Source organism: Geobacillus sp. E263 (genome assembly GCF_007197795.1).
GTDB lineage: Bacteria > Bacillota > Bacilli > Bacillales > Anoxybacillaceae > Parageobacillus_B > Parageobacillus_B toebii.
Genome location: NZ_CP041632.1, coordinates 97118 through 117450 on the forward strand (window position 1 = coordinate 97118; position 20333 = coordinate 117450).

General features: G+C 42.4%; 19 protein-coding genes. 17 read left to right on the plus strand and 2 right to left on the minus strand.

The genetic code is table 11. The annotated features are described in order from the left end of the window. Positions 1 to 104: 104 nt before the first annotated feature. From FNL97_RS00475 to FNL97_RS00530, 12 genes are all read left to right on the plus strand, one after another. The gene (locus FNL97_RS00475; RefSeq protein WP_015865338.1) at positions 105 to 467 is read left to right on the plus strand and encodes a response regulator; all 363 of its coding nucleotides are present in this window, start codon (positions 105 to 107) and stop codon (positions 465 to 467) included. Between the two features lie 166 nt (positions 468 to 633). Continuing rightward, positions 634 to 1497 carry a class II fructose-bisphosphate aldolase gene (locus FNL97_RS00480; RefSeq protein WP_143414780.1) on the plus strand — a complete coding sequence of 288 codons (864 nt, stop codon included), beginning with the start codon at positions 634 to 636 and terminating at the stop codon, positions 1495 to 1497. Positions 1498 to 1604: 107 nt separating this feature from the next. Next, entirely contained in the window at positions 1605 to 2246 is a 642-nt protein-coding gene (gene fsa, locus FNL97_RS00485; protein WP_143414781.1) for a fructose-6-phosphate aldolase, read from the plus strand. Positions 2247 to 2279: 33 nt separating this feature from the next. Beyond that, complete coding sequence (gene murA / locus FNL97_RS00490) at positions 2280 to 3566, plus strand: UDP-N-acetylglucosamine 1-carboxyvinyltransferase (RefSeq protein ID WP_143414782.1); 1287 nt, start codon at positions 2280 to 2282, stop codon at positions 3564 to 3566. 27 nt (positions 3567 to 3593) lie between these two features. After that, positions 3594 to 4556 (plus strand): class II fructose-bisphosphatase, encoded by a 963-nt coding sequence (gene glpX, locus FNL97_RS00495; protein ID WP_062678142.1) that lies wholly within the window; start codon positions 3594 to 3596, stop codon positions 4554 to 4556. Positions 4557 to 4819: 263 nt separating this feature from the next. Beyond that, positions 4820 to 6094 (plus strand): transcription termination factor Rho, encoded by a 1275-nt coding sequence (rho, locus tag FNL97_RS00500; RefSeq protein WP_015865333.1) that lies wholly within the window; start codon positions 4820 to 4822, stop codon positions 6092 to 6094. Positions 6095 to 6254: 160 nt separating this feature from the next. Next, positions 6255 to 6455, plus strand: a complete 201-nt coding sequence (rpmE, locus tag FNL97_RS00505; RefSeq protein ID WP_015865332.1) for a 50S ribosomal protein L31 — start codon at positions 6255 to 6257, stop codon at positions 6453 to 6455. Between the two features lie 510 nt (positions 6456 to 6965). Next, positions 6966 to 7583: a thymidine kinase gene (locus FNL97_RS00510; RefSeq protein ID WP_081188486.1), complete on the plus strand. Its 618-nt coding sequence runs from the start codon at positions 6966 to 6968 to the stop codon at positions 7581 to 7583. Between the two features lie 64 nt (positions 7584 to 7647). Continuing rightward, positions 7648 to 8091: a hypothetical protein gene (locus tag FNL97_RS00515; RefSeq protein WP_286173427.1), complete on the plus strand. Its 444-nt coding sequence runs from the start codon at positions 7648 to 7650 to the stop codon at positions 8089 to 8091. A 253-nt stretch (positions 8092 to 8344) separates the two neighbouring features. Then, complete coding sequence (locus FNL97_RS00520) at positions 8345 to 9493, plus strand: iron-containing alcohol dehydrogenase (RefSeq protein WP_143414783.1); 1149 nt, start codon at positions 8345 to 8347, stop codon at positions 9491 to 9493. A 2-nt stretch (positions 9494 to 9495) separates the two neighbouring features. Further along, the gene (locus tag FNL97_RS00525; protein WP_143414784.1) at positions 9496 to 11154 is read left to right on the plus strand and encodes a sensor histidine kinase; all 1659 of its coding nucleotides are present in this window, start codon (positions 9496 to 9498) and stop codon (positions 11152 to 11154) included. A 19-nt stretch (positions 11155 to 11173) separates the two neighbouring features. Beyond that, a complete protein-coding gene (locus FNL97_RS00530) occupies positions 11174 to 12628 on the plus strand; it encodes a sigma-54-dependent transcriptional regulator (RefSeq protein WP_143414785.1) in 1455 nt (484 codons plus the stop codon). A gap of 41 nt (positions 12629 to 12669) precedes the next feature. On the opposite strand, the gene adh is transcribed toward FNL97_RS00530, so the two are convergent. After that, complete coding sequence (gene adh, locus FNL97_RS00535; protein ID WP_081188478.1) at positions 12670 to 14187, minus strand: aldehyde dehydrogenase; 1518 nt, start codon at positions 14185 to 14187, stop codon at positions 12670 to 12672. A 77-nt stretch (positions 14188 to 14264) separates the two neighbouring features. After that, the gene (gene adhP / locus FNL97_RS00540; protein ID WP_143414786.1) at positions 14265 to 15287 is read right to left on the minus strand and encodes an alcohol dehydrogenase AdhP; all 1023 of its coding nucleotides are present in this window, start codon (positions 15285 to 15287) and stop codon (positions 14265 to 14267) included. Positions 15288 to 15561: 274 nt separating this feature from the next. On the opposite strand from adhP, the gene prfA reads away from it, so the two are divergent. The 5 genes from prfA (at position 15562) to FNL97_RS00565 (ending at position 20218) form a co-directional block, all read left to right on the plus strand. Beyond that, positions 15562 to 16638, plus strand: coding sequence for a peptide chain release factor 1 (gene prfA, locus FNL97_RS00545; RefSeq protein ID WP_015865328.1), 1077 nt, complete (start codon positions 15562 to 15564; stop codon positions 16636 to 16638). Beyond that, positions 16628 to 17494: a peptide chain release factor N(5)-glutamine methyltransferase gene (prmC, locus tag FNL97_RS00550; RefSeq protein WP_015865327.1), complete on the plus strand. Its 867-nt coding sequence runs from the start codon at positions 16628 to 16630 to the stop codon at positions 17492 to 17494. The genes prfA and prmC overlap by 11 nt, the downstream gene beginning before the upstream one ends. 95 nt (positions 17495 to 17589) lie before the next feature. Next, positions 17590 to 18354: a stage II sporulation protein R gene (gene spoIIR, locus FNL97_RS00555; RefSeq protein WP_015865326.1), complete on the plus strand. Its 765-nt coding sequence runs from the start codon at positions 17590 to 17592 to the stop codon at positions 18352 to 18354. A 200-nt stretch (positions 18355 to 18554) separates the two neighbouring features. Next, positions 18555 to 19601 (plus strand): L-threonylcarbamoyladenylate synthase, encoded by a 1047-nt coding sequence (locus tag FNL97_RS00560; protein WP_143414787.1) that lies wholly within the window; start codon positions 18555 to 18557, stop codon positions 19599 to 19601. A gap of 62 nt (positions 19602 to 19663) precedes the next feature. Beyond that, complete coding sequence (locus tag FNL97_RS00565; protein ID WP_143414788.1) at positions 19664 to 20218, plus strand: manganese efflux pump MntP; 555 nt, start codon at positions 19664 to 19666, stop codon at positions 20216 to 20218. Positions 20219 to 20333: the final 115 nt, after the last annotated feature.

The following is a 20333-nucleotide window of genomic DNA, read 5'->3' on the forward strand; positions in this document are numbered from 1 at the left end:
TAATTGGAATTTATCCAAATGCAAAAAATTTGGCAGGAAAATAACTGAACGATGCGAAACTAATAACATGGAAGAAAAACAAAGAATTGAGGTGCATAATAGAGATGGGCAGTAAAATTTTAATTGTTGATGATCAATACGGGATTCGCATTTTGTTAAATGAAGTGTTTCAAAGAGAAGGATATACGACATATCAAGCCGCTAATGGCATACAAGCGCTGGAAATTGTCCGCAAACATCAACCCGATTTAGTGTTATTAGATATGAAAATTCCTGGAATGGATGGAATTGAAATATTAAAGCGATTAAAAGAAATTGATCCAGATATTAAAGTGATTATTATGACTGCTTACGGAGAACTCGATATGATTCAGGAAACAAAAGAATTAGGCGCGATTATGCATTTTGCGAAACCGTTTGATATCGATGATTTGCGCGAGGCAGTAAAAAAGCATTTAGTTTCGTAAGAAAGTTGTCATTGTTTGTTCTAAGTTACAATGTTGCTGTTTTGTCTGTAAGTTGGTATGCTTATAATGTAAGGATCATTTACGCCTTTCATACATATACCACGCCGGAATAACGCATAGCTATTTAAGAAAGGCGAAGACGTTAAAGCATAAGGAGGATTTTACTATGCCTTTAGTATCCATGAAAGAAATGCTTAATAAAGCGTTGAAAGAAAAATACGCTGTCGGTCAATTCAACATTAATAACTTAGAATGGACGCAGGCGATTTTAGCCGCGGCAGAAGAAGAAAAGTCACCGGTGATTCTCGGAGTGTCTGAAGGCGCGGCGCGTTATATGAGCGGTTTTAAAACGGTAGTAAATATGGTTAAAGGATTAATGGAAGATATGAATATTACCGTTCCGGTAGCGATTCATCTTGACCATGGTTCTAGCTTCGAAAAATGTAAAGAAGCAATCGATGCCGGTTTTACTTCTGTCATGATTGACGCCTCCCATCATCCATTTGAAGAAAACGTCAAAATCACCTCTCAAGTGGTGGAATATGCTCATGCACGCGGTGTATCGGTAGAAGCAGAATTAGGTACGGTCGGCGGCCAAGAAGATGATGTTATTGGGAAAGACATTATTTATGCGGATCCGAAAGAATGTGAAGAATTAGTCAAACGGACGGGAATTGACTGCTTGGCTCCTGCATTAGGTTCTGTGCACGGTCCGTATAAAGGGGAGCCAAAATTAGGTTTTGCGGAAATGGAACAAATTCGTGATCTAACTGGCGTTCCGCTCGTGCTTCACGGTGGTACAGGCATCCCAACAGAACAAATTCAACGTGCTATTTCTCTCGGTACATCCAAAATTAACGTCAATACAGAAAACCAAATGGCATTTACAAAAGTCGTCCGCGAATTGTTAGCGAAAGACGAAAAAGTATATGACCCTCGCAAAATTATCGGTCCTGGCCGCGATGCGATTAAAGCGACAGTAATCGGGAAAATGCGCGAGTTTGGTTCTTCCGGAAAAGCAGTCCAATAACATTTTCATTGGTAAAAAAGGAAAAACCGCCTAACGGAACAACGAACGTTGTGACGTTATCGCGGTTTCCTTTTCTTGCCCCATCAATGATAAGGGAGGATATCGCCATGAAATTTTTTATCGATACGGCAAATTTAGAAGAAATTAAAAAAGCGAATGAGCTTGGGATTTTAGCCGGTGTGACGACAAACCCTAGTCTTGTTGCGAAAGAAAATGTCCCATTCCATGATCGTCTTCGCGAAATTACGTCCATTGTTTCTGGGTCGGTTAGCGCGGAAGTGATTTCCACGGATGCAGAAGGAATGATCGAAGAAGGCGAAGAACTAGCAAAAATTGCCCCGAACATTACGATTAAAGTGCCGATGACAAAAGAAGGGCTTAAAGCGGTAAAGGTATTTAGCGAAAAAGGGATTAAAACGAACGTTACATTAATTTTTACAGCAAACCAAGCGCTATTAGCAGCACGTGCCGGAGCAACATACGTATCCCCATTTCTTGGCCGTTTAGACGATATCGGTCATAACGGTTTTGAACTCATTTCCACCATTGCCAACATTTTTAATATCCACGGAATCGATACAGAAATTATTGCTGCCTCCATTCGCCATCCGCTTCATGTGACAGAAGCAGCACTAAGAGGAGCGCATATCGCTACTGTTCCGTACAAAGTATTAATGCAATTGTTTAACCATCCGTTGACGGATCAAGGAATTGAAAAGTTTCTAGCAGATTGGAATCGGCAAAAATAGAAGTCAACTTCTCGTTAAAGAAGGGAGACTATAATGGAAAAAATCAAAATTATCGGCGGTGATCCGCTGCAGGGAACGATCAAGGTAAGCGGGGCAAAAAATAGCGCCGTTGCCCTCATCCCTGCTACGATTCTCGCTGATTCACCGGTTACAATCGAAGGATTGCCGGACATTTCTGATGTGCGAATTTTAGGCGACTTAATTAAAGAGATTGGCGGAACGTTCCATTTCGATGGCAAAAAAGCGGCCATCGATCCGACCAATATGGTACCGATGCCGCTGCCGAATGGAAAAGTAAAAAAATTGCGCGCTTCGTATTATTTAATGGGAGCAATGCTTGGTCGTTTTAAAAAAGCGGTTGTCGGGCTGCCAGGAGGCTGCCATCTAGGTCCGCGCCCGATTGACCAGCATATTAAAGGCTTTGAGGCGCTAGGAGCGAAAGTAACGAACGAGCAAGGTGCGATTTATTTGCGCGCGGAGGAATTGCGAGGTGCCCGTATTTTTTTAGATGTGGTAAGTGTAGGGGCAACGATTAACATCATGTTGGCCGCGGTGCGCGCCAAAGGCCGGACGATTATTGAAAACGCTGCAAAAGAGCCGGAAATTATTGATGTGGCGACATTGCTTTCCAACATGGGAGCAAAAATTAAAGGCGCCGGAACCGATGTCATTCGCATCGACGGTGTTGAGAAATTATCAGGATGTCGTCATTCGATTATTCCGGACCGCATTGAGGCTGGTACATATATGATTGCTGCGGCAGCGATGGGGAAGGAAGTAATCATCGATAACGTTATTCCTCAGCACGTTGAATCATTGACCGCAAAATTACGCGAAATGGGCGTGCATGTGGAAACGAGCGACGATCAAATCCTTGTTTCTAGTGTACCAGCTTTAAAAGCAGTAGATGTGAAAACGCTTGTTTATCCTGGTTTTCCAACCGATTTACAGCAACCATTTACAGCGCTTTTAACAAAAGCGCACGGGACAAGCGTTGTCACGGATACGATTTATAGCGCCCGCTTTAAGCATGTCGATGAACTTCGCAGAATGAATGCGAACATAAAGGTGGAAGGTCGTTCCGCCATTATTACCGGTCCGGTTCGGCTGCAAGGCGCAAAAGTGAAAGCGAGTGATTTGCGCGCAGGCGCAGCCCTTGTTGTTGCTGGTTTAATGGCAGAAGGGCTTACGGAAATTACGGGAGTAGAACATATTGACCGCGGATATAGCAATCTTGTCGAAAAGTTAAATAGCATAGGAGCAACGATTTGGCGAGAAAAAATGACGGACGAAGAGATTGAACAAGTCAGAAATGCATAGGCAACAAAGGGAAGGGGAGAAGTGGCGATGGAAAGAAGTTTATCCATGGAGCTGGTTCGTGTCACAGAAGCAGCTGCTCTTGCCGCCGCTCGATGGATGGGGCGAGGCAAAAAGAACGAAGCAGACGAAGCAGCGACATCGGCCATGCGCGATGTATTTGATACCATTCCGATGAAGGGAACGGTCGTCATCGGTGAAGGAGAAATGGACGAAGCACCGATGTTATATATTGGAGAAAAGCTCGGCAACGGCTATGGGCCTCGTGTGGATGTTGCAGTAGATCCGCTAGAAGGAACAAATATCGTTGCTTCCGGAGGTTGGAACGCATTAGCGGTCGTTGCGGTGGCGGACCATGGCAATTTGCTTCACGCTCCTGACATGTACATGGATAAAATCGCCGTCGGTCCTGAGGCGGTCGGAATGATTGATATTGAAGCACCGGTGATTGATAATTTAAAAGCGATTGCAAAAGCGAAAAACAAAGATATTGAAGATGTCGTTGCTGTCGTATTAAACAGGCCGCGCCATGAACGGCTCATCGCTGAGCTAAGAGAAGCAGGAGCGCGCATTAAGCTGATTAATGACGGCGATGTTGCCGCTGCGATTAATACCGCATTTGACCATACAGGTGTGGATATTTTGTTCGGTTCTGGCGGGGCGCCGGAAGGAGTATTGGCTGCGGTAGCACTGAAATGTTTGGGAGGAGAAATTCAAGGAAAATTATTGCCGCAAAATGAACAGGAAGTAGAACGATGCAAAAAAATGGGGATTGATGTAACGAAAGTGCTTCGCATGGAAGATTTGGTGAAAGGCGACGACGCTATTTTTGCCGCAACTGGCGTAACAGATGGGGAATTGTTGCGAGGCGTTCAATTTAAAGGTGCATATGGCGAAACTCACTCCGTTGTGATGCGTGCGAAATCAGGAACCGTTCGTTTTATTGAAGGGCGGCACAGCTTGAAGAAAAAACCAAATTTAGTCATCAAGTAAAAGCGAATGCCAGCGGGGCGAAAAAGGTTCAACCTGTCGCCCTTGCTTATTTTATATCACGAAATAAAAAACTGTTGATTAAAAAACGATAAAAAGGGTAAAATAGTCATGCTGCGTGTGCATAAAATAAGCTCTGCCATTTCTACTTCATTTTCAGCCTTCATCGCCTTCTTTTCATCCCATCCGTTTTAAAATTCATAATAAATTGAAGGTTTGGAGTGAGTATGGAAGAACATGAAAAATTGCAAAAGTGTGGTGTCGAAATGGAGTTAACACTTTCTACATTAGAAAATATGAAACTGAAAGAGCTCTATGAGCTTGCTCGCCAATATAAAATTTCTTATTACAGTAAGCTAACAAAAAAAGAGCTTATTTTTGCCATTTTGAAAGCGCGTGCGGAACAAGATGGATTGTTTTTTATGGAGGGCGTGCTTGAAATCATTCAATCAGAAGGATTCGGCTTTTTACGTCCGATCAACTATTCCCCAAGCTCCGAAGATATTTATATTTCCGCGTCACAAATTCGCCGATTTGATTTGCGAAACGGGGATAAAGTGTCTGGAAAAGTGCGTCCTCCAAAAGAAAATGAACGCTATTTCGGATTGCTTCATGTCGAAGCAGTCAATGGCGAAGACCCAGAAGTCGCAAAGGAACGTGTGCACTTCCCGGCATTAACACCTTTATACCCAAATCGACAAATGAAATTAGAAACAACCCCGGACAAGCTATCAACGAGAATTATCGACTTAATTGCCCCGGTCGGATTCGGGCAGCGCGGATTGATTGTAGCTCCTCCAAAAGCGGGAAAAACGATGTTATTAAAAGAAATCGCCAACAGCATCACGACCAATCATCCAGAAGTAGAACTCATTGTTCTCCTCATTGACGAACGTCCAGAGGAAGTAACAGACATCGAGCGGTCGGTCAATGGTGACGTTGTCAGCTCGACGTTTGACGAAGTGCCGGAAAATCATATTAAAGTAGCGGAATTAGTGTTAGAAAGAGCGATGCGTCTTGTCGAACATAAACGAGATGTCGTTATTCTTATGGATAGCATCACTCGTTTAGCACGCGCTTATAACTTAGTCATCCCGCCAAGCGGCCGCACGCTTTCAGGGGGGATTGATCCGGCTGCGTTCCACCGTCCGAAACGGTTTTTCGGGGCGGCCCGCAATATTGAAGAAGGCGGCAGTCTAACGATTTTAGCTACTGCTCTTGTTGATACAGGTTCACGTATGGATGATGTAATATACGAGGAATTTAAAGGCACCGGAAATATGGAACTCCATCTTGACCGATCGCTGGCGGAGCGGCGTATTTTCCCAGCCATCGATATTCGTCGCTCAGGTACGCGTAAAGAAGAGTTGCTCATTCCGAAAGAGCATCTTGAAAAATTATGGGCGATTCGAAAAACAATGTCTGATTCCCCGGATTTCATTGAGCGGTTCTTAAGCAAACTCCGTCAAACAAAATCAAACGAAGAATTTTTTGCGATGCTTGATGAAGAATGGAAAAGTAATGGAGCCGTGCGAATTTAATAGAACCGAGGGAAGAAATCGGCAAAAATCACTGGTTGCAAAAGAACATTAAAGTTGTTATAATTTTACCATGTGTGTTTTGACAAACGCCAAAATATGATAAAAATAATGATATACAAACTCTGTTTCGAAATGATACAGGGCGGAAGGAGTGAAGATCATGAAACCAGGAATTCATCCAGAGTACAAAAAAGTAATCGTACGTTGCGCATGTGGAAACGAATTTGAAAGCGGTTCTGTAAAAGATGAATTGCGTGTAGAAATTTGCTCCGAATGTCATCCATTCTTTACAGGACGTCAAAAATTTGTTTCTGCTGCAGGACGTGTCGATAAATTCAACAAAAAATACGGCTTGAAATAAGAAAAGCGGAGGGCGCTTGCTCATCGGCGACACGCGCTGGAGGACCCGCGAGGAGGCTGTCGCCGCCACAGCGGGGCCGAAGCGTCGCGAGCCGATAGCGCCCGGAGCTGGACAATAAAGAAAAGCGGAGGCGAGCTGCTTAACCGCGAAGGGCAAATGTTCTTCGCCCGTAGGGGTGCTTGCACCCTGAGGGAGAAGGTTATTTGACCCCGAGCGGTTGCGAGCCGAGCTAGACAATAAGAAAAGCGGAGGGCGCTTGCTCATCGGCGACACGCGCTGGAGGACCCGCGAGGAGGCTGTTGCCGCCACAGCGGGGCCGAAGCGTCGCGAGCCGATAGCGCCCGGAGCTGGACAATAAGAAAAGCGGAGGGCGCTTAAGCGTCTATCACGTCCTAACGAATTCCATGAAAAACAGGCAAGCGGCTGATTCTTGCCTGTTTTTTTATGGGCAAACAAGGTACAATAAAACATACATACGCCGGCAGATGAGAACGAAGGGAGAGGCATTTCATGTATATTATGAAGCAGTCCGGCTGGCTTGAAGTCATTTGCGGAAGCATGTTTTCCGGAAAATCAGAAGAATTGATCCGCCGCGTTCGTCGCGCGACATTTGCCAAACAAGAAGTGAAAGTATTTAAACCGACCATTGATAATCGTTATAGCGACGAAGCGGTTGTGTCGCATAACGGCAATTCGGTGATCGCCATTCCTGTTTCCTCGCCGAAAGAAATTTTTGAGCATATTTCAGAAAAAACAGACGTTATTGCTATCGACGAAGTGCAGTTTTTTTCCGATGACATTATCGATGTCGTGCAGACGCTGGCAGACCGCGGCTATCGCGTCATTGTCGCGGGGTTGGACCAAGATTTCCGTGGCGAACCGTTTGGACCTGTACCAACGTTAATGGCGATTGCCGAATCAGTCACAAAACTGCAAGCGGTATGCACGGTATGCGGTTCCCCTGCAAGCCGGACGCAGCGGCTCATTAACGGCGTTCCGGCCTCTTATGATGATCCGGTGATTTTAGTAGGCGCCAGCGAGGCATACGAACCGCGCTGCCGCCATCATCATGAAGTTCCCGGCAAACCGAGGAAAACGGATAAAACAAACCATCATTTCGCCCGTTAAACGGTGAATCCTACCATCTATATTTTTGGGAATGCGGGAAAACCTAACAGCAGGGAGGCGACAAATGATGAGAAACTTGCTGCTGTTAGGTTTTGCTATGGTTCTTTCCGCTTGTTCGATGAATCCAAATCATGCTTCTTACCACGAGCAAAGCGAAGACAAAAATGGCACGAAGCTAATGACCGATGATAAAGCGAAAAGCGATTATGACCGCTATTTATATAACAACTTTGACGACCCGGAAAAAACACGGCAAAATCCGAATTTCATCAACACCACAGACAACAGTGGAAATGATCGCGCCGATGTTAGGAAAGCCGTACAAGTCATCGAGACATATACCGATTATGAATTAGGGTCTGTTTGGATGAACGGAAACAATATGTACGTGACGGTTCACGTTCCTTCCTCGATGTCAGAGGAAAAACGGCAAAAAGAACAGAAACAGATTCATCAGTTGCTCACAAAAGCCATTCCGACGTACGATATTCATGTGCGTTTAGATTAAGGATTCATCTTCTGAGAAGAAGATGGATCTTTTTCTTCATCAAATATTGTAATTTGATGGTTAGTTATGCTTTTTTATACGTTTTTGAGCAAAAAAGAAAAATTTGGCTAAATTCAACGGAAAAGAGGTATCCAATTTATTATATGTCGAGAATACACCTAAATTGATATAATTGAATGTAGGAATATACATAATGGTGTCGAATAAAATGTCCTTTAGATGACTTTGACAACTTTTTGGTTAGGTGGGTAATATGAATATTCATAAATTCGTGATGCCGGAGATCATTTTTGGGAATGGTGCTATTGAGCATGTAGGGGAAAGCTCTTTGCGGCTTGGAGCAACCAACGTTTTAATTGTCAGCGACCCAGGAGTGATCGAAGCCGGATGGTTGGATGTCGTCGTAAAAAGCTGCAAACAGGCGAATTTAAAATACACGATATTTCACGATGTAACGGTTAATCCAAAAGATATCGAAGTGGAAAAAGGATGCAAAGTTTACATAGAAAATGAATGTGATGCGATCATAGGAATTGGTGGAGGAAGTCCTTTAGATGTGGCGAAGGCCATTGCCATTTTGGCCACCAATGGAGGAAAGATTCACGATTATGAAGGGGTGGACAAAATCAGAAACCCATTGCCTCCACAAGTGATGATTCCTACAACGGCTGGATCAGGTTCTGAAGTATCACAATTTTCCGTCATCGTAGATACATTAGGACAAAAAAAGATGACGATTATTTCCAAATCTCTTATTCCAGATATTGCAATTATTGATCCAGAAACATTATCGACAAAAAGCGCTCGTTTAACTGCTTCGACTGGCTTGGATGTTTTAACACATGGCATCGAAGCATACGTAAGTTTGGCCGCAACCCCATTAACGGACGTTCAAGCAAAAAACGCTATTTCTTTAGTATCAGAATATTTGCGTCCATCTGTTGCTTCAAAAATAAACAAAGAAGCAAAGACACATATGGCAATGGCTAGTTTGCAGGCTGGCCTTGCGTTTTCTAACTCCATTTTAGGCGCGGTGCATGCGATGTCGCATGCGGTCGGAGGAAAGTATCCCGTTCTTCACGGCGATATTAATTCTATTTTACTTCCATATGTGATGGAATATAATCTATTGGCCAATCCGAAAAAATTTGCGGATATCGCGACATTTCTCGGTATTGATATTCGAGGATTGTCGCACATGGAAGCGGGAAAAAAAGCGATTGAGTATATCAAACAATTAACAATGGAGATTGACGCTCCGCAACGATTATCCGATATAGGATTAGAAAAAGACGAAATACCGCATATGAGTGTCATCGCCCTCCATGATGCTTGTATGATCACCAATCCTAGAGATGTCACCGTAGAGGATATTGAAGAAATATTTAGAAGGGCATGGTAGAGATGGAAGTAAAAGATCGGCAACAAATGATTAACTTATTAACTGGCGTTCAGTCTTCGAAAAAAAGTTACTATAACGAATTAAAGAAAACGGTGATTGAGCTCAAAAAGAAAAATATGCAGTTGGAAATTATTAATGATGTAACAAAAAGTTTTAATGTCGATATGTCCATCGATGAAATGTTGAAAAACGTTTTTGATAAGTTGCAAACGATTTTTCCCATCGAAAGAATTAGTTTATCTATGTATGAAAATGAAAAATTGATTTTAACCAATGTTTATCCTCCTCACTCATTGTATTTTCCGATTGGATTTGAGTTGTCAAAAGAGCATTCCCTTTATTGGAAAGCAGTTGAATCACTTGAAAAAATCTTTTATCAAGTAGATTCCAATAAAGAAAACTATGAAGACTATATAGAAAATAAAGTATATGAATCTTTAGGAATTCGCAGTGTATTGTTAGTCCCGCTTATTCACAAAGGGAAAGTCATCGGTGTGTTCAGTATAGGAAGTAAAGAAATGATGGAATATGACGAAGATGATTTGACCTTCTTTCAACAGTTTTGTGACCAGTTAGCCGTGTGCATCGAAAACGCTCGTCTTTATAACGAGGTTCTCACTAGCAAAAAAGAGTGGGAGGAAACATTTCGCGCGGTTTCAGAGATGATTTTAGTCGTTGATTTAGAAGGAAATATTTTGAAATATAATGACGCAGCGAAAGATTTTTTCCAGCTGCATTTATATAAAAGTGAGAAACGAAACTTTCATCAACTTTTGTCGATAGACGTTCATAACAGTCCCGTGCTGAAAATGGTTCAAACAAAAAAGCCTGTCTATCAGGAGATTCATTTTCAAAAGCGAATATGTGAATTGCGTGCTTATCCAGTATTCAATGAAAGTCAACACATCTATGCCATTATTATTTACATTAATGACATCACGGAAAAACGCCGGATTGAAGCGCAGTTAGTTCAATCAGGAAAGTTGGCCGCGATCGGAGAGATGGCGGCGGGAATCGCCCATGAATTGAATAACCCATTGACGGCTATTTTAGGCAATGCCCAATTGCTGTTAAGAACAGCAGATGATCGATCCTACAAATTGCTTTCCGATATTTATTCGTGCGGAAAGAGATGTAAAACGATTATCCAAAATTTATTGACTTTCTCAAGGCAAGATGAATATATGTTTGAAGATTGCTCTGTCAATGAAGCGGTGGAGCAAGTGCTAGGGTTAATCGGTGATCAAATTAAGAAACAAAATATCACCATTCAGAAAAAATTAGATCATTCACTGGAATTGATTGAAGGAAATATTCAGCAAATCGGACAAATTGTTTTAAATCTTTTAATTAATGCAAAAGACGCATTGGAAGAAATGGATATTCCAAAAAAAGTTATTTCTATTGAAACGAAATCGGTGACGGAAGACGGCAAGAAGTGGATTCTTTTATCGGTTCAAGATAACGGCAAAGGAATTGAAGAACAATACTTGCAAGAGATTTTTAATCCTTTCTTTACAACGAAAAGGCCAGGGAAAGGAACGGGACTTGGATTATCCGTCAGCTTAGGAATCGCGCAAGCTCACGGAGGAACCATCGAGGTGATAAGCCATCCTGGAAAAGGAAGTACATTTATGTTAAAGCTGCCGGCAAAGCAATAAACGTGGGAGTGAACAATCAATGCCCAATGTGTTAGTGATTGACGACGAACGAGAAGTATGTACATTTTTCCTTCATTTGTTAGAGGGAAAAGGATATCATGTCAAGTTAGGATGGAATGGAAAAGACTTTTTCAAATTAATTCAACAGTATTCATTTGATCTTGCCTTAATTGATGTAAAGCTGCCAGACACAAACGGTTTGGAACTATTAAAACAGTTAAAAGCCGTTCAACCATCGTGCAAGGCTATTATTATGACGGGATACAGCACCGTGAAGACTGCGGTAGAAGCAATTAAGTATGGTGCAAGTGATTATATTGAGAAGCCATTTGATAATATTGATGAGTTAGAAAAAATCATTGAAGAATTGCTCGATAGTGAAATCCATTCGTCTCAACATGATATGTATAAGTTGGCGGAAGCGCTCGGTTTTGTTATCGGAACGAATAAAGAAATGAACGATTTAATCAAGCTTGCTTATAAAATTGCGAAAAAAAATGTAAACGTATTAATTGAAGGAGAGACCGGAACGGGAAAAGAAGTGCTCGCGCATTTTATTCATCAAGCAAGCATGCGTTATGACCAGCCTTTTATTGGAATCAACTGCGGGGCGCTGTCGGAAACGCTGCTTGAAAGCGAATTGTTTGGCCATGAAAAAGGGGCGTTTACGGGAGCGTTGAAAGAAAAGAAAGGAATTTTCGAAATCGCGAACAGAGGAACATTATTTTTGGACGAAATAGGGGAAGCATCCTTAGCTACACAAGTAAAATTATTACGTGTGTTGGAAACGGGAGAGTATATTCGCGTCGGTGGCGAAACCGTCCGTAGAACCAATGCTAGAATTATCGCCGCTTCCCATGTCAATCTCAGTCAGGCGGTAAAAGAAAAAACGTTTCGTGAAGACTTATTATACCGATTAGATGTAGTAAAATTAACGATCCCTCCTTTAAGAGAACGAATAGATGATTTACCTATTTTGATCAAGCACTTTTTAAAAAAGTTGAATTCTACTCTTACTTTTTCCGACGATGCTATTTTGCAAATGAAACAATATCCATGGCCGGGAAATGTAAGAGAGCTTTTTAACATCGTAAAAAGAGCGGTGACGTTGGCGGAAGGCGAAACGATGGTCATCACTCCTGATTATCTTCCGGAAAAAATAAGAACGGAAACGAATATGTTTTCTACTCCATCGGATGAAACGAAAAATCACAAAGAAATGGATTTAGAATCTTACTTGCAAAACTGGACCAGCTATATTTTATCATTGTGGAAAGAAAACAATGAGCGGCTCGATCTTCAACATGTTTTAGATGCCGTAAAAGATTTAGAAACACAGATCGGACGATTTTTCGTTTGGAAAACGTTGAAGGAAACATTAGGAGATAAAAAAGAAGCGGCAGAACGGTTAAACATTACGGTGCGCCAGCTTCGCTATTTATTGAAAGAAAAAGGGACTGCTTTAAAAGAATAAAATTTAAAAGCAGTCCCTTTTTAACATATTATTTTTATTTTTCAGAAAAATCCTTGGGCTTTTGGACTGTAACTTACCAATAAGTTCTTTGTTTGTTGATAATGGGATAGCATCATTTTATGTGTTTCCCGTCCAAATCCAGATAGTTTATAACCGCCAAATGCAGCATGGGCTGGATACGAGTGATAACAATTCGTCCATACCCTACCAGCTTGAATACCTCTACCAAAACGATAGGCAAGATTAATATTTCGTGTCCAAACTCCTGCGCCTAAGCCATATAATGTATCATTGGCAATTTCTAATGCTTCCTTTTCATCTTTAAATGTAGTAACAGATACAACCGGTCCAAAAATTTCTTCTTGAAAGATTCTCATTTTATTATGACCTTTAAATACAGTCGGCTTAATATAATATCCATTTTCGAATCCTTCAATAATGTTTTTTTCTCCACCGATGAGGCATTCTGCTCCTTCTTGTTTACCAATTTCAATGTAAGAAAGTATTTTTTCCATTTGTTCGGATGAGGCTTGTGCACCCATCATTGTATCAGTATCTAATGGGTTTCCTGTTTTAATATTTTTTACTCTCTCTAACGCTCGTTCCATAAAATCATCATAAATTGATTCATGAATGAGCGCTCGAGATGGGCATGTACATACTTCTCCTTGGTTGAGAGCAAACATCGCAAATCCTTCAATGGCTTTGTCTAAAAATTCGTCTTCTTGATCCATCACGTCAGGGAAAAATATGTTTGGAGATTTGCCGCCTAGCTCAAGAGTAACTGGGATGATATTTTGGGAAGCATATTGCATAATAAGCCGACCTGTTGTCGTTTCTCCGGTAAAGGCGATTTTGGCGATACGTGAACTCGAAGCTAGAGGTTTTCCAGCTTCAAGACCAAATCCATTAACGACATTTAGTACTCCTGGTGGCAATAGATCACCGATAAGTTCCATCAGCACCATAATGGAAGCAGGAGTTTGCTCTGCTGGTTTTAACACAATGCAATTGCCCGCTGCCAGTGCGGGAGCGATTTTCCATGCAGCCATTAATAACGGAAAGTTCCAAGGAATAATTTGTCCAACAACGCCTAACGGTTCATGGAAATGATAAGCTACTGTATCATCATCAATTTGGCTGATCGTGCCTTCCTGGGCGCGGATAACTCCGGCAAAGTAACGAAAATGATCAATACATAACGGTAAGTCAGCATTCAATGTTTCTCGAATAGGCTTACCATTGTCCCACGTTTCAGCTACCGCGAGCATTTCTAGATTAGCCTCAATGCGATCGGCAATTTTATTTAAAATTAACGCTCTTTCCGCTGGAGAAGTTTTTCCCCATGATTCTTTTGCAGCATGGGCAGCGTCTAACGCTAACTCAATATCTTCTGCTTGGGAGCGAGCGACTTCACAAAACACTTCGCCAGTTACAGGGGTGATATTTTCGAAATATTGCCCTCCAATAGGCGGAACCCATTCACCATTAATATAATTATCATATCTTGTTTTAAATTGTACTTTTGCGTCTTTTTCTCCTGGGCGGCTATAAATCATGCTTTTTCCCTCCTATAATGTCATTTTGAATAGGGAGCGGTCAAAAAGACCGTCTCCCGTGTGGATCATATGTTCCATTAACGGTTTACACCGATTGTTAAAACGACCCGGCCGTTAATTTTTCCTTTTTCCATTCTCTCAAATACTTCATTGATTTGTTCTAGTGGAGCGGTTTCTACAATAGGGCGTACTTTTCCTCTCGCAGCGAAATCCAACGCTTCTTGCATATCTTTTCTCGTACCGACGATCGATCCTTTCACCGTAATTCCATTTAATACCGTATCGAAAATAGGGATTGGCAGTTCATCGTTAGGCAATCCAACAACAACAAGGCATCCGCCGCGTCTTACAGATTTATAGGCTTGTTCGAACGCTTTTTTCGTTACGGCAACACTAATAGCAGCATGTACTCCGCCTACTTTTTCATGAATAGCTTCGACTGGATCCTCTTTTAGTCCATTAATAGCAATATCCGCCCCTAATTGTTTGGCAAGATCTATTTTTTCATCGCTAATATCGACCGCAACAACGTTGAATCCCATTGCTTTCGCGTATTGAAGAGCAATATGCCCTAATCCTCCGATTCCGTAAATGGCTACCCATTCTCCCGGTTTGGCGTTAGACACTTTTAGCGCTTTGTATGTCGTTACTCCCGCGCAGAGAATTGGCGCGACTTCCACTGGATCTAAATTTTCTGGGATTTTTGCGACATAATCGGCAGGTGCTTTGCAGTATTCCGCATATCCCCCATCGACGGAATATCCACCGTTTAATTGATGTGGGCAAAGTGTTTCTTGCCCGCTCAAGCAATATTCACATTCTCCGCAAGCGGAGTATAGCCATGGGACACCGACACGGTCACCTACTTTAACGGATTTTACTCCTTCTGCTACTTCGACAACAATCCCTACCCCTTCGTGTCCAGGAATTAAAGGCAATTTTGGCTTGACTGGCCAGTCTCCGTGCGCAGCATGCAAATCGGTGTGGCAAACCCCGCAAGCTTCAATTTTGATAAGTACTTCTCCATAGTTTAGCTTCGGTTTTTCCACCTCTTTAATTTCTAATTGTTGCTTAAATTCATTGACAACCGCTGCTTTCATTCTCCCTACCCCTTTCTAAATTTGAAAAATAGTTTCGCTAATTTACTTTGCAAAAAGTATGCCAATAGAAAAAAACGATTTTTCTATGACCAATACCTATTTTTTGCCGAATTTTTGTTAAAATTGAACGAAATCTCGATGATTTTGACTAATTTTCGTAATATTATTTTATTTGGCTTGTGAAACTCTCTTATACTATACACACTTTTCTGTTTCATATATTTGGGATATAATAATAAATTAGACTGTGCATCGAAAAACAGAGGTGAAAAACGTGTTTGAACGTCTGGAAGCAGTAGAAGAACGTTATGAAAAATTAAATCAACTGCTCATGGATCCGGAAGTCATTAACGATCCAAAAAAACTTCGCGACTATTCGAAAGAGCAATCGGATTTATCAGAAACGGTACAAACGTATCGCGAATACAAATCGGTCCGCAAGCAGCTGGATGAGGCAAAAGCGATGTTAGAAGAGAAGCTTGATCCAGAAATGCGGGAAATGGTGAAAGAAGAAATTGATGAGTTGGAACAAAAAGAAGAAGAGCTTGTCAATAAGTTGAAAATTCTTCTTCTTCCGAAAGATCCGAACGATGAGAAAAACGTTATTATGGAAATCCGTGCCGCGGCAGGCGGCGAGGAAGCGGCGCTATTTGCCGGCGACTTGTACCGGATGTATACACGCTATGCGGAATCGCAAGGATGGAAAACGGAAGTGATTGAAGCGAGTCCGACCGGGCTTGGAGGATATAAAGAAATTATTTTTACGATTATCGGAAAAGGAGCGTATTCCAAGCTGAAATACGAAAACGGCGCGCACCGAGTGCAGCGCGTCCCGGAAACGGAATCTGGCGGACGTATTCACACATCGACGGCAACGGTTGCTTGTTTGCCGGAAATGGAAGAAATCGAAGTCGAAATTAACGAAAAAGATATTCGCGTTGATACGTTTGCATCGAGCGGACCGGGTGGACAAAGCGTGAACACCACGATGTCGGCGGTTCGTTTGACGCACATTCCAACGGGAATTGTCGTAACGTGCCAAGACGAAAAATCGCAAATTAAAAACAAAGAAAAAGCAATGAAAGTGTTACGCGCCCGCATTTATGACAAATACCAACAAGAAGCGCGCGCGGAATACGATCAGACGCGCAAACAAGCAGTTGGAACAGGGGATCGTTCGGAGCGAATTCGCACGTATAACTTCCCGCAAAACCGTGTGACCGACCATCGCATTGGATTGACGATTCAAAAGCTTGATCAAGTGTTAGACGGCAACCTCGATGAAATTATTGAAGCACTGATATTAGACGATCAATCAAAAAAATTGGAGCAAGCGAACAATGAGCTATAAAATTTACGAAGTCCTCACATGGGCTTCTTCTTTTTTAAAACAACATGGCAAAGAAGAGCGGGCCGCGGAACTATTGCTTTGCCACCATTTGCAAATCACAAGAGCGCAGCTGTTTGCCCGGCTGCGCGATCCAATCGATGAAAACGTGCGCCAATCATTTGAAGCAGATGTTCGTAAGCATGTGTATGAACATGTTCCGGTGCAGCATCTGATCGGTTTGGAACAATTTTACGGCCGGCCGTTTCTCGTCAATCGCAATGTGCTGATCCCCCGCCCGGAAACAGAGGAATTAGTGGAAGGCGTGCTAACCAGAATCACACAATTATTCCCGGGAAATAAAACGATCGATGTGGTCGACGTCGGGACAGGAAGCGGGGCGATTGCGATTACGCTGGCATTAGAAAACAAATCGCTTCGCGTTGCGGCCATCGATATTGCTCCCGAGGCTCTGGAAGTGGCAAAGCGAAATGCGGAACGTCTTGGAGCGGATGTTGCATTCATTTGCGGCGACTTATTGCAGCCTCTTGTAGAGGCCAGTCGCAAAGTAGACGTTGTCGTTTCCAATCCGCCATATATTCCGGAGAATGAAATTGCTTCGCTTTCCCCTGTCGTAAAAGATTATGAGCCTTTACGGGCGCTTTCCGGCGGCAAAGACGGCCTTGATTTTTACCGCCGTTTCGCCCGCGAGCTGCCATTCGTATTAAAAGAACGCGCGCTTGTCGCGTTCGAAGTAGGAGCTGGGCAGGGAGAGGCGGTCGCGGCAATATTGCGGCAGACGTTTCCACAAGCAGAGGTGGAAGTTGTTTTCGACATTAACGGAAAAGACCGAATGGTATATGCATCATTAGGAAAATAACTTCCAGTACCACCTGGAAGTTATTTTTTAGATTGATAGAGTTTAAAATTTGCTTGCGCTGTCCACAATGAAAAGTGAAAGGACGGTGCAAGCAAATGAACCAAAAAAATATCGGAATTATTTTATATATACTTCTATTAATCATCGGGGTGCTGGTAAATGTATATGGCCATCAAACGAAAGCGGGGGAAAACGCGACGGTCGCTATTCCGGACGAAGCGATCCGTCTGCGGATTTTAGCCAATAGCGATTCTGCGGAAGATCAAGCGTTGAAACGAAAAGTGCGCAACGCGGTGAATGCGCAAATTAATGGGTGGGTAGCCGATTTAACGTCTTTTCAAGAGGCAAAGCAAGTGATTCGATCCCATATTCCAGAAATTGAACAAACTGTAGCGGATGTGTTGCGAAAAGAACACAGCGATCAATCGTATAAAGTACAGTTCGGAAAAGTCGATTTTCCGACAAAAATTTATGGGAATTACGTTTATCCAGCCGGGCAATATGATGCTGTTTTAATTACGCTTGGCGAGGGAAAAGGAGCAAACTGGTGGTGCGTTTTATTTCCGCCGCTTTGTTTTCTTGATTTTAGCAATAGCGATGCGGTGCGAATGAACGAGCAACCATACGACGCCAATGACAATAAAAAAGAGGTGTTCGCTCCTGCACAAGGAGAGAATAAGGAAACGGTAGAAACAGACGAACAGCAAGAACAAAGCAGCAAGAAGGAAAAAACCATAAAAGAAGAGGAAGTAAAGCGGGCAAGTATAGCAACGACGCCGTCTCCGTTTGTAGCAGAAAATGATCAACCTGTGGAAGTCAAATTTTTCGTGAAAGAACTTATTGAACAATTGATTCCATAATAGTTTGTGGATAAATGTGTAAAACTCACTCACATATCCACAAACTTATCCACTAAAATAACACATTTATCCACATTTTGTGGATAAATTTTGCGAAACTTTTTTTCTTTTTTTCATTTTAAGATATAATTCTCGAAGAGATTGTTGATATTTTTATACTATTTTGCTAGCAAGCAGCAACGATAGTTGGGGGGAACAGAGTGGAAACGAATATTTGGGTTGTGGATAATATTGTTGATAAACAAAGTATTTATCCACAGGTTAAAGAGGCTGCACAACTATTGAAATCCGGCGAGGTTGTCGCTTTCCCAACGGAAACGGTGTATGGACTGGGGGCAAACGCAAAAGATGCAAAAGCAGTGAAAAAAATTTTCGCGGCAAAAGGCCGCCCAAGTGATAATCCGCTTATTGTCCACATCGCTCATCTTAAACAGCTAGAAGAGATGGTTTCTGCCATTCCTGATGTGGCGCATACGTTAATAAAACGCTTTTGGCCAGGACCGCTTACGCTCGTTCTGCCAAAAAAAGAAGGAGTGATTTCTGATCCAGTAACAGCAGGGTTGCCTACTGTAGCGGTGCGCATGCCAGCACATCCAGTCGCCCTTGCGTTAATTGAAGCCAGCGGATTGCCATTGGCCGCGCCGAGTGCCAATATATCAGGGCGTCCGAGCCCAACGACAGCGGCGCATGTGTTCGCTGACTTAAATGGACGGATTGCTGGCATTGTTGATGGCGGGGAAACAGGTATTGGAGTGGAATCGACCGTTCTTGACTGTACGACGAAAGTGCCGACAATTTTACGTCCGGGCGGTGTAACAAAGGAAGCACTCGAGAAAGTGATCGGAAATGTTTTCGTAGATAGCGCGCTAACCGATGAACGGCAAACACCGAAATCACCGGGAATGAAATATACACATTACGCCCCAAAATCACCAATGGCGATTGTTCAAGGCTCTCCGGCTTTTTTGCAAACGCTTGTGAATAAACAACGTACGCTTGGAAAAAAAGTCGGTGTCCTAACGACAGAAGAAAACCGCTTTTTTTATGATGCCGATGTAGTGTTAGCGTGCGGATCGCGTCATGATTTACATACCGTAGCAAGCCATTTATATGATACGCTTCGAAAATTTGACGAAACAGATGTTGATTTCATTTATAGCGAATCGTTTCCGACAGAAGGAATTGGAGAAGCTATTATGAATCGGCTGAAAAAAGCCGCAGGTCATCAAGTGATTGATGAAAAATAAATCTTCTAAAATTCCCGGACATGCATATGTTAACAGTAAGGCAAGTCCGGGAGGGAAATCAAATGAAGATGTTCATCGGCGAACTTGTGGCACTATCGATGATGGCGTTTGCATTAGGAATGGATGCATTCTCCGTCGCATTAGGCATGGGGTTGTTTCGATTGCGATTAAAACAAATTTTTTACATAGGCATTATGATTGGGCTTTTTCATATTATTATGCCGTTTTTAGGAATGTTCCTCGGCCGCTTTTTATCACACCAATTTGGCAGCATCGCCTCTTATATCGGAGGGGCGTTGCTGCTATTGTTAGGAATTCAAATGATTGTTACATCCTTTAAAAAGGAAAGCGATAGATTTGTTTCGCCAATGGGAATAGGACTTATTTTTTTTGCTTTTAGTGTGAGCCTTGACAGCTTTTCTGTCGGGCTTAGTCTCGGCATTTACGGCGTGCGAACATTGCTTACGATTTTATTGTTTGGTTTTTTCAGCACGGTGTTGACGTGGATGGGATTAATGTTAGGGCGTCATTTCCAACAATGGCTTGGTGCTTACAGTGAGGCGCTTGGCGGCAGTATTTTGTTAGCGTTTGGGCTGAAACTATTATTTTCGTTTTAAGTTGGCCGCTGCTCACTAAAAAACAAAAGAGCTGCTCCAAAAAGAAGTTTGAACGTTTTGGGCCGCTTTTTTGACACTATATTTTGCTGGTAATTTTTATTATAATTAATTTGTA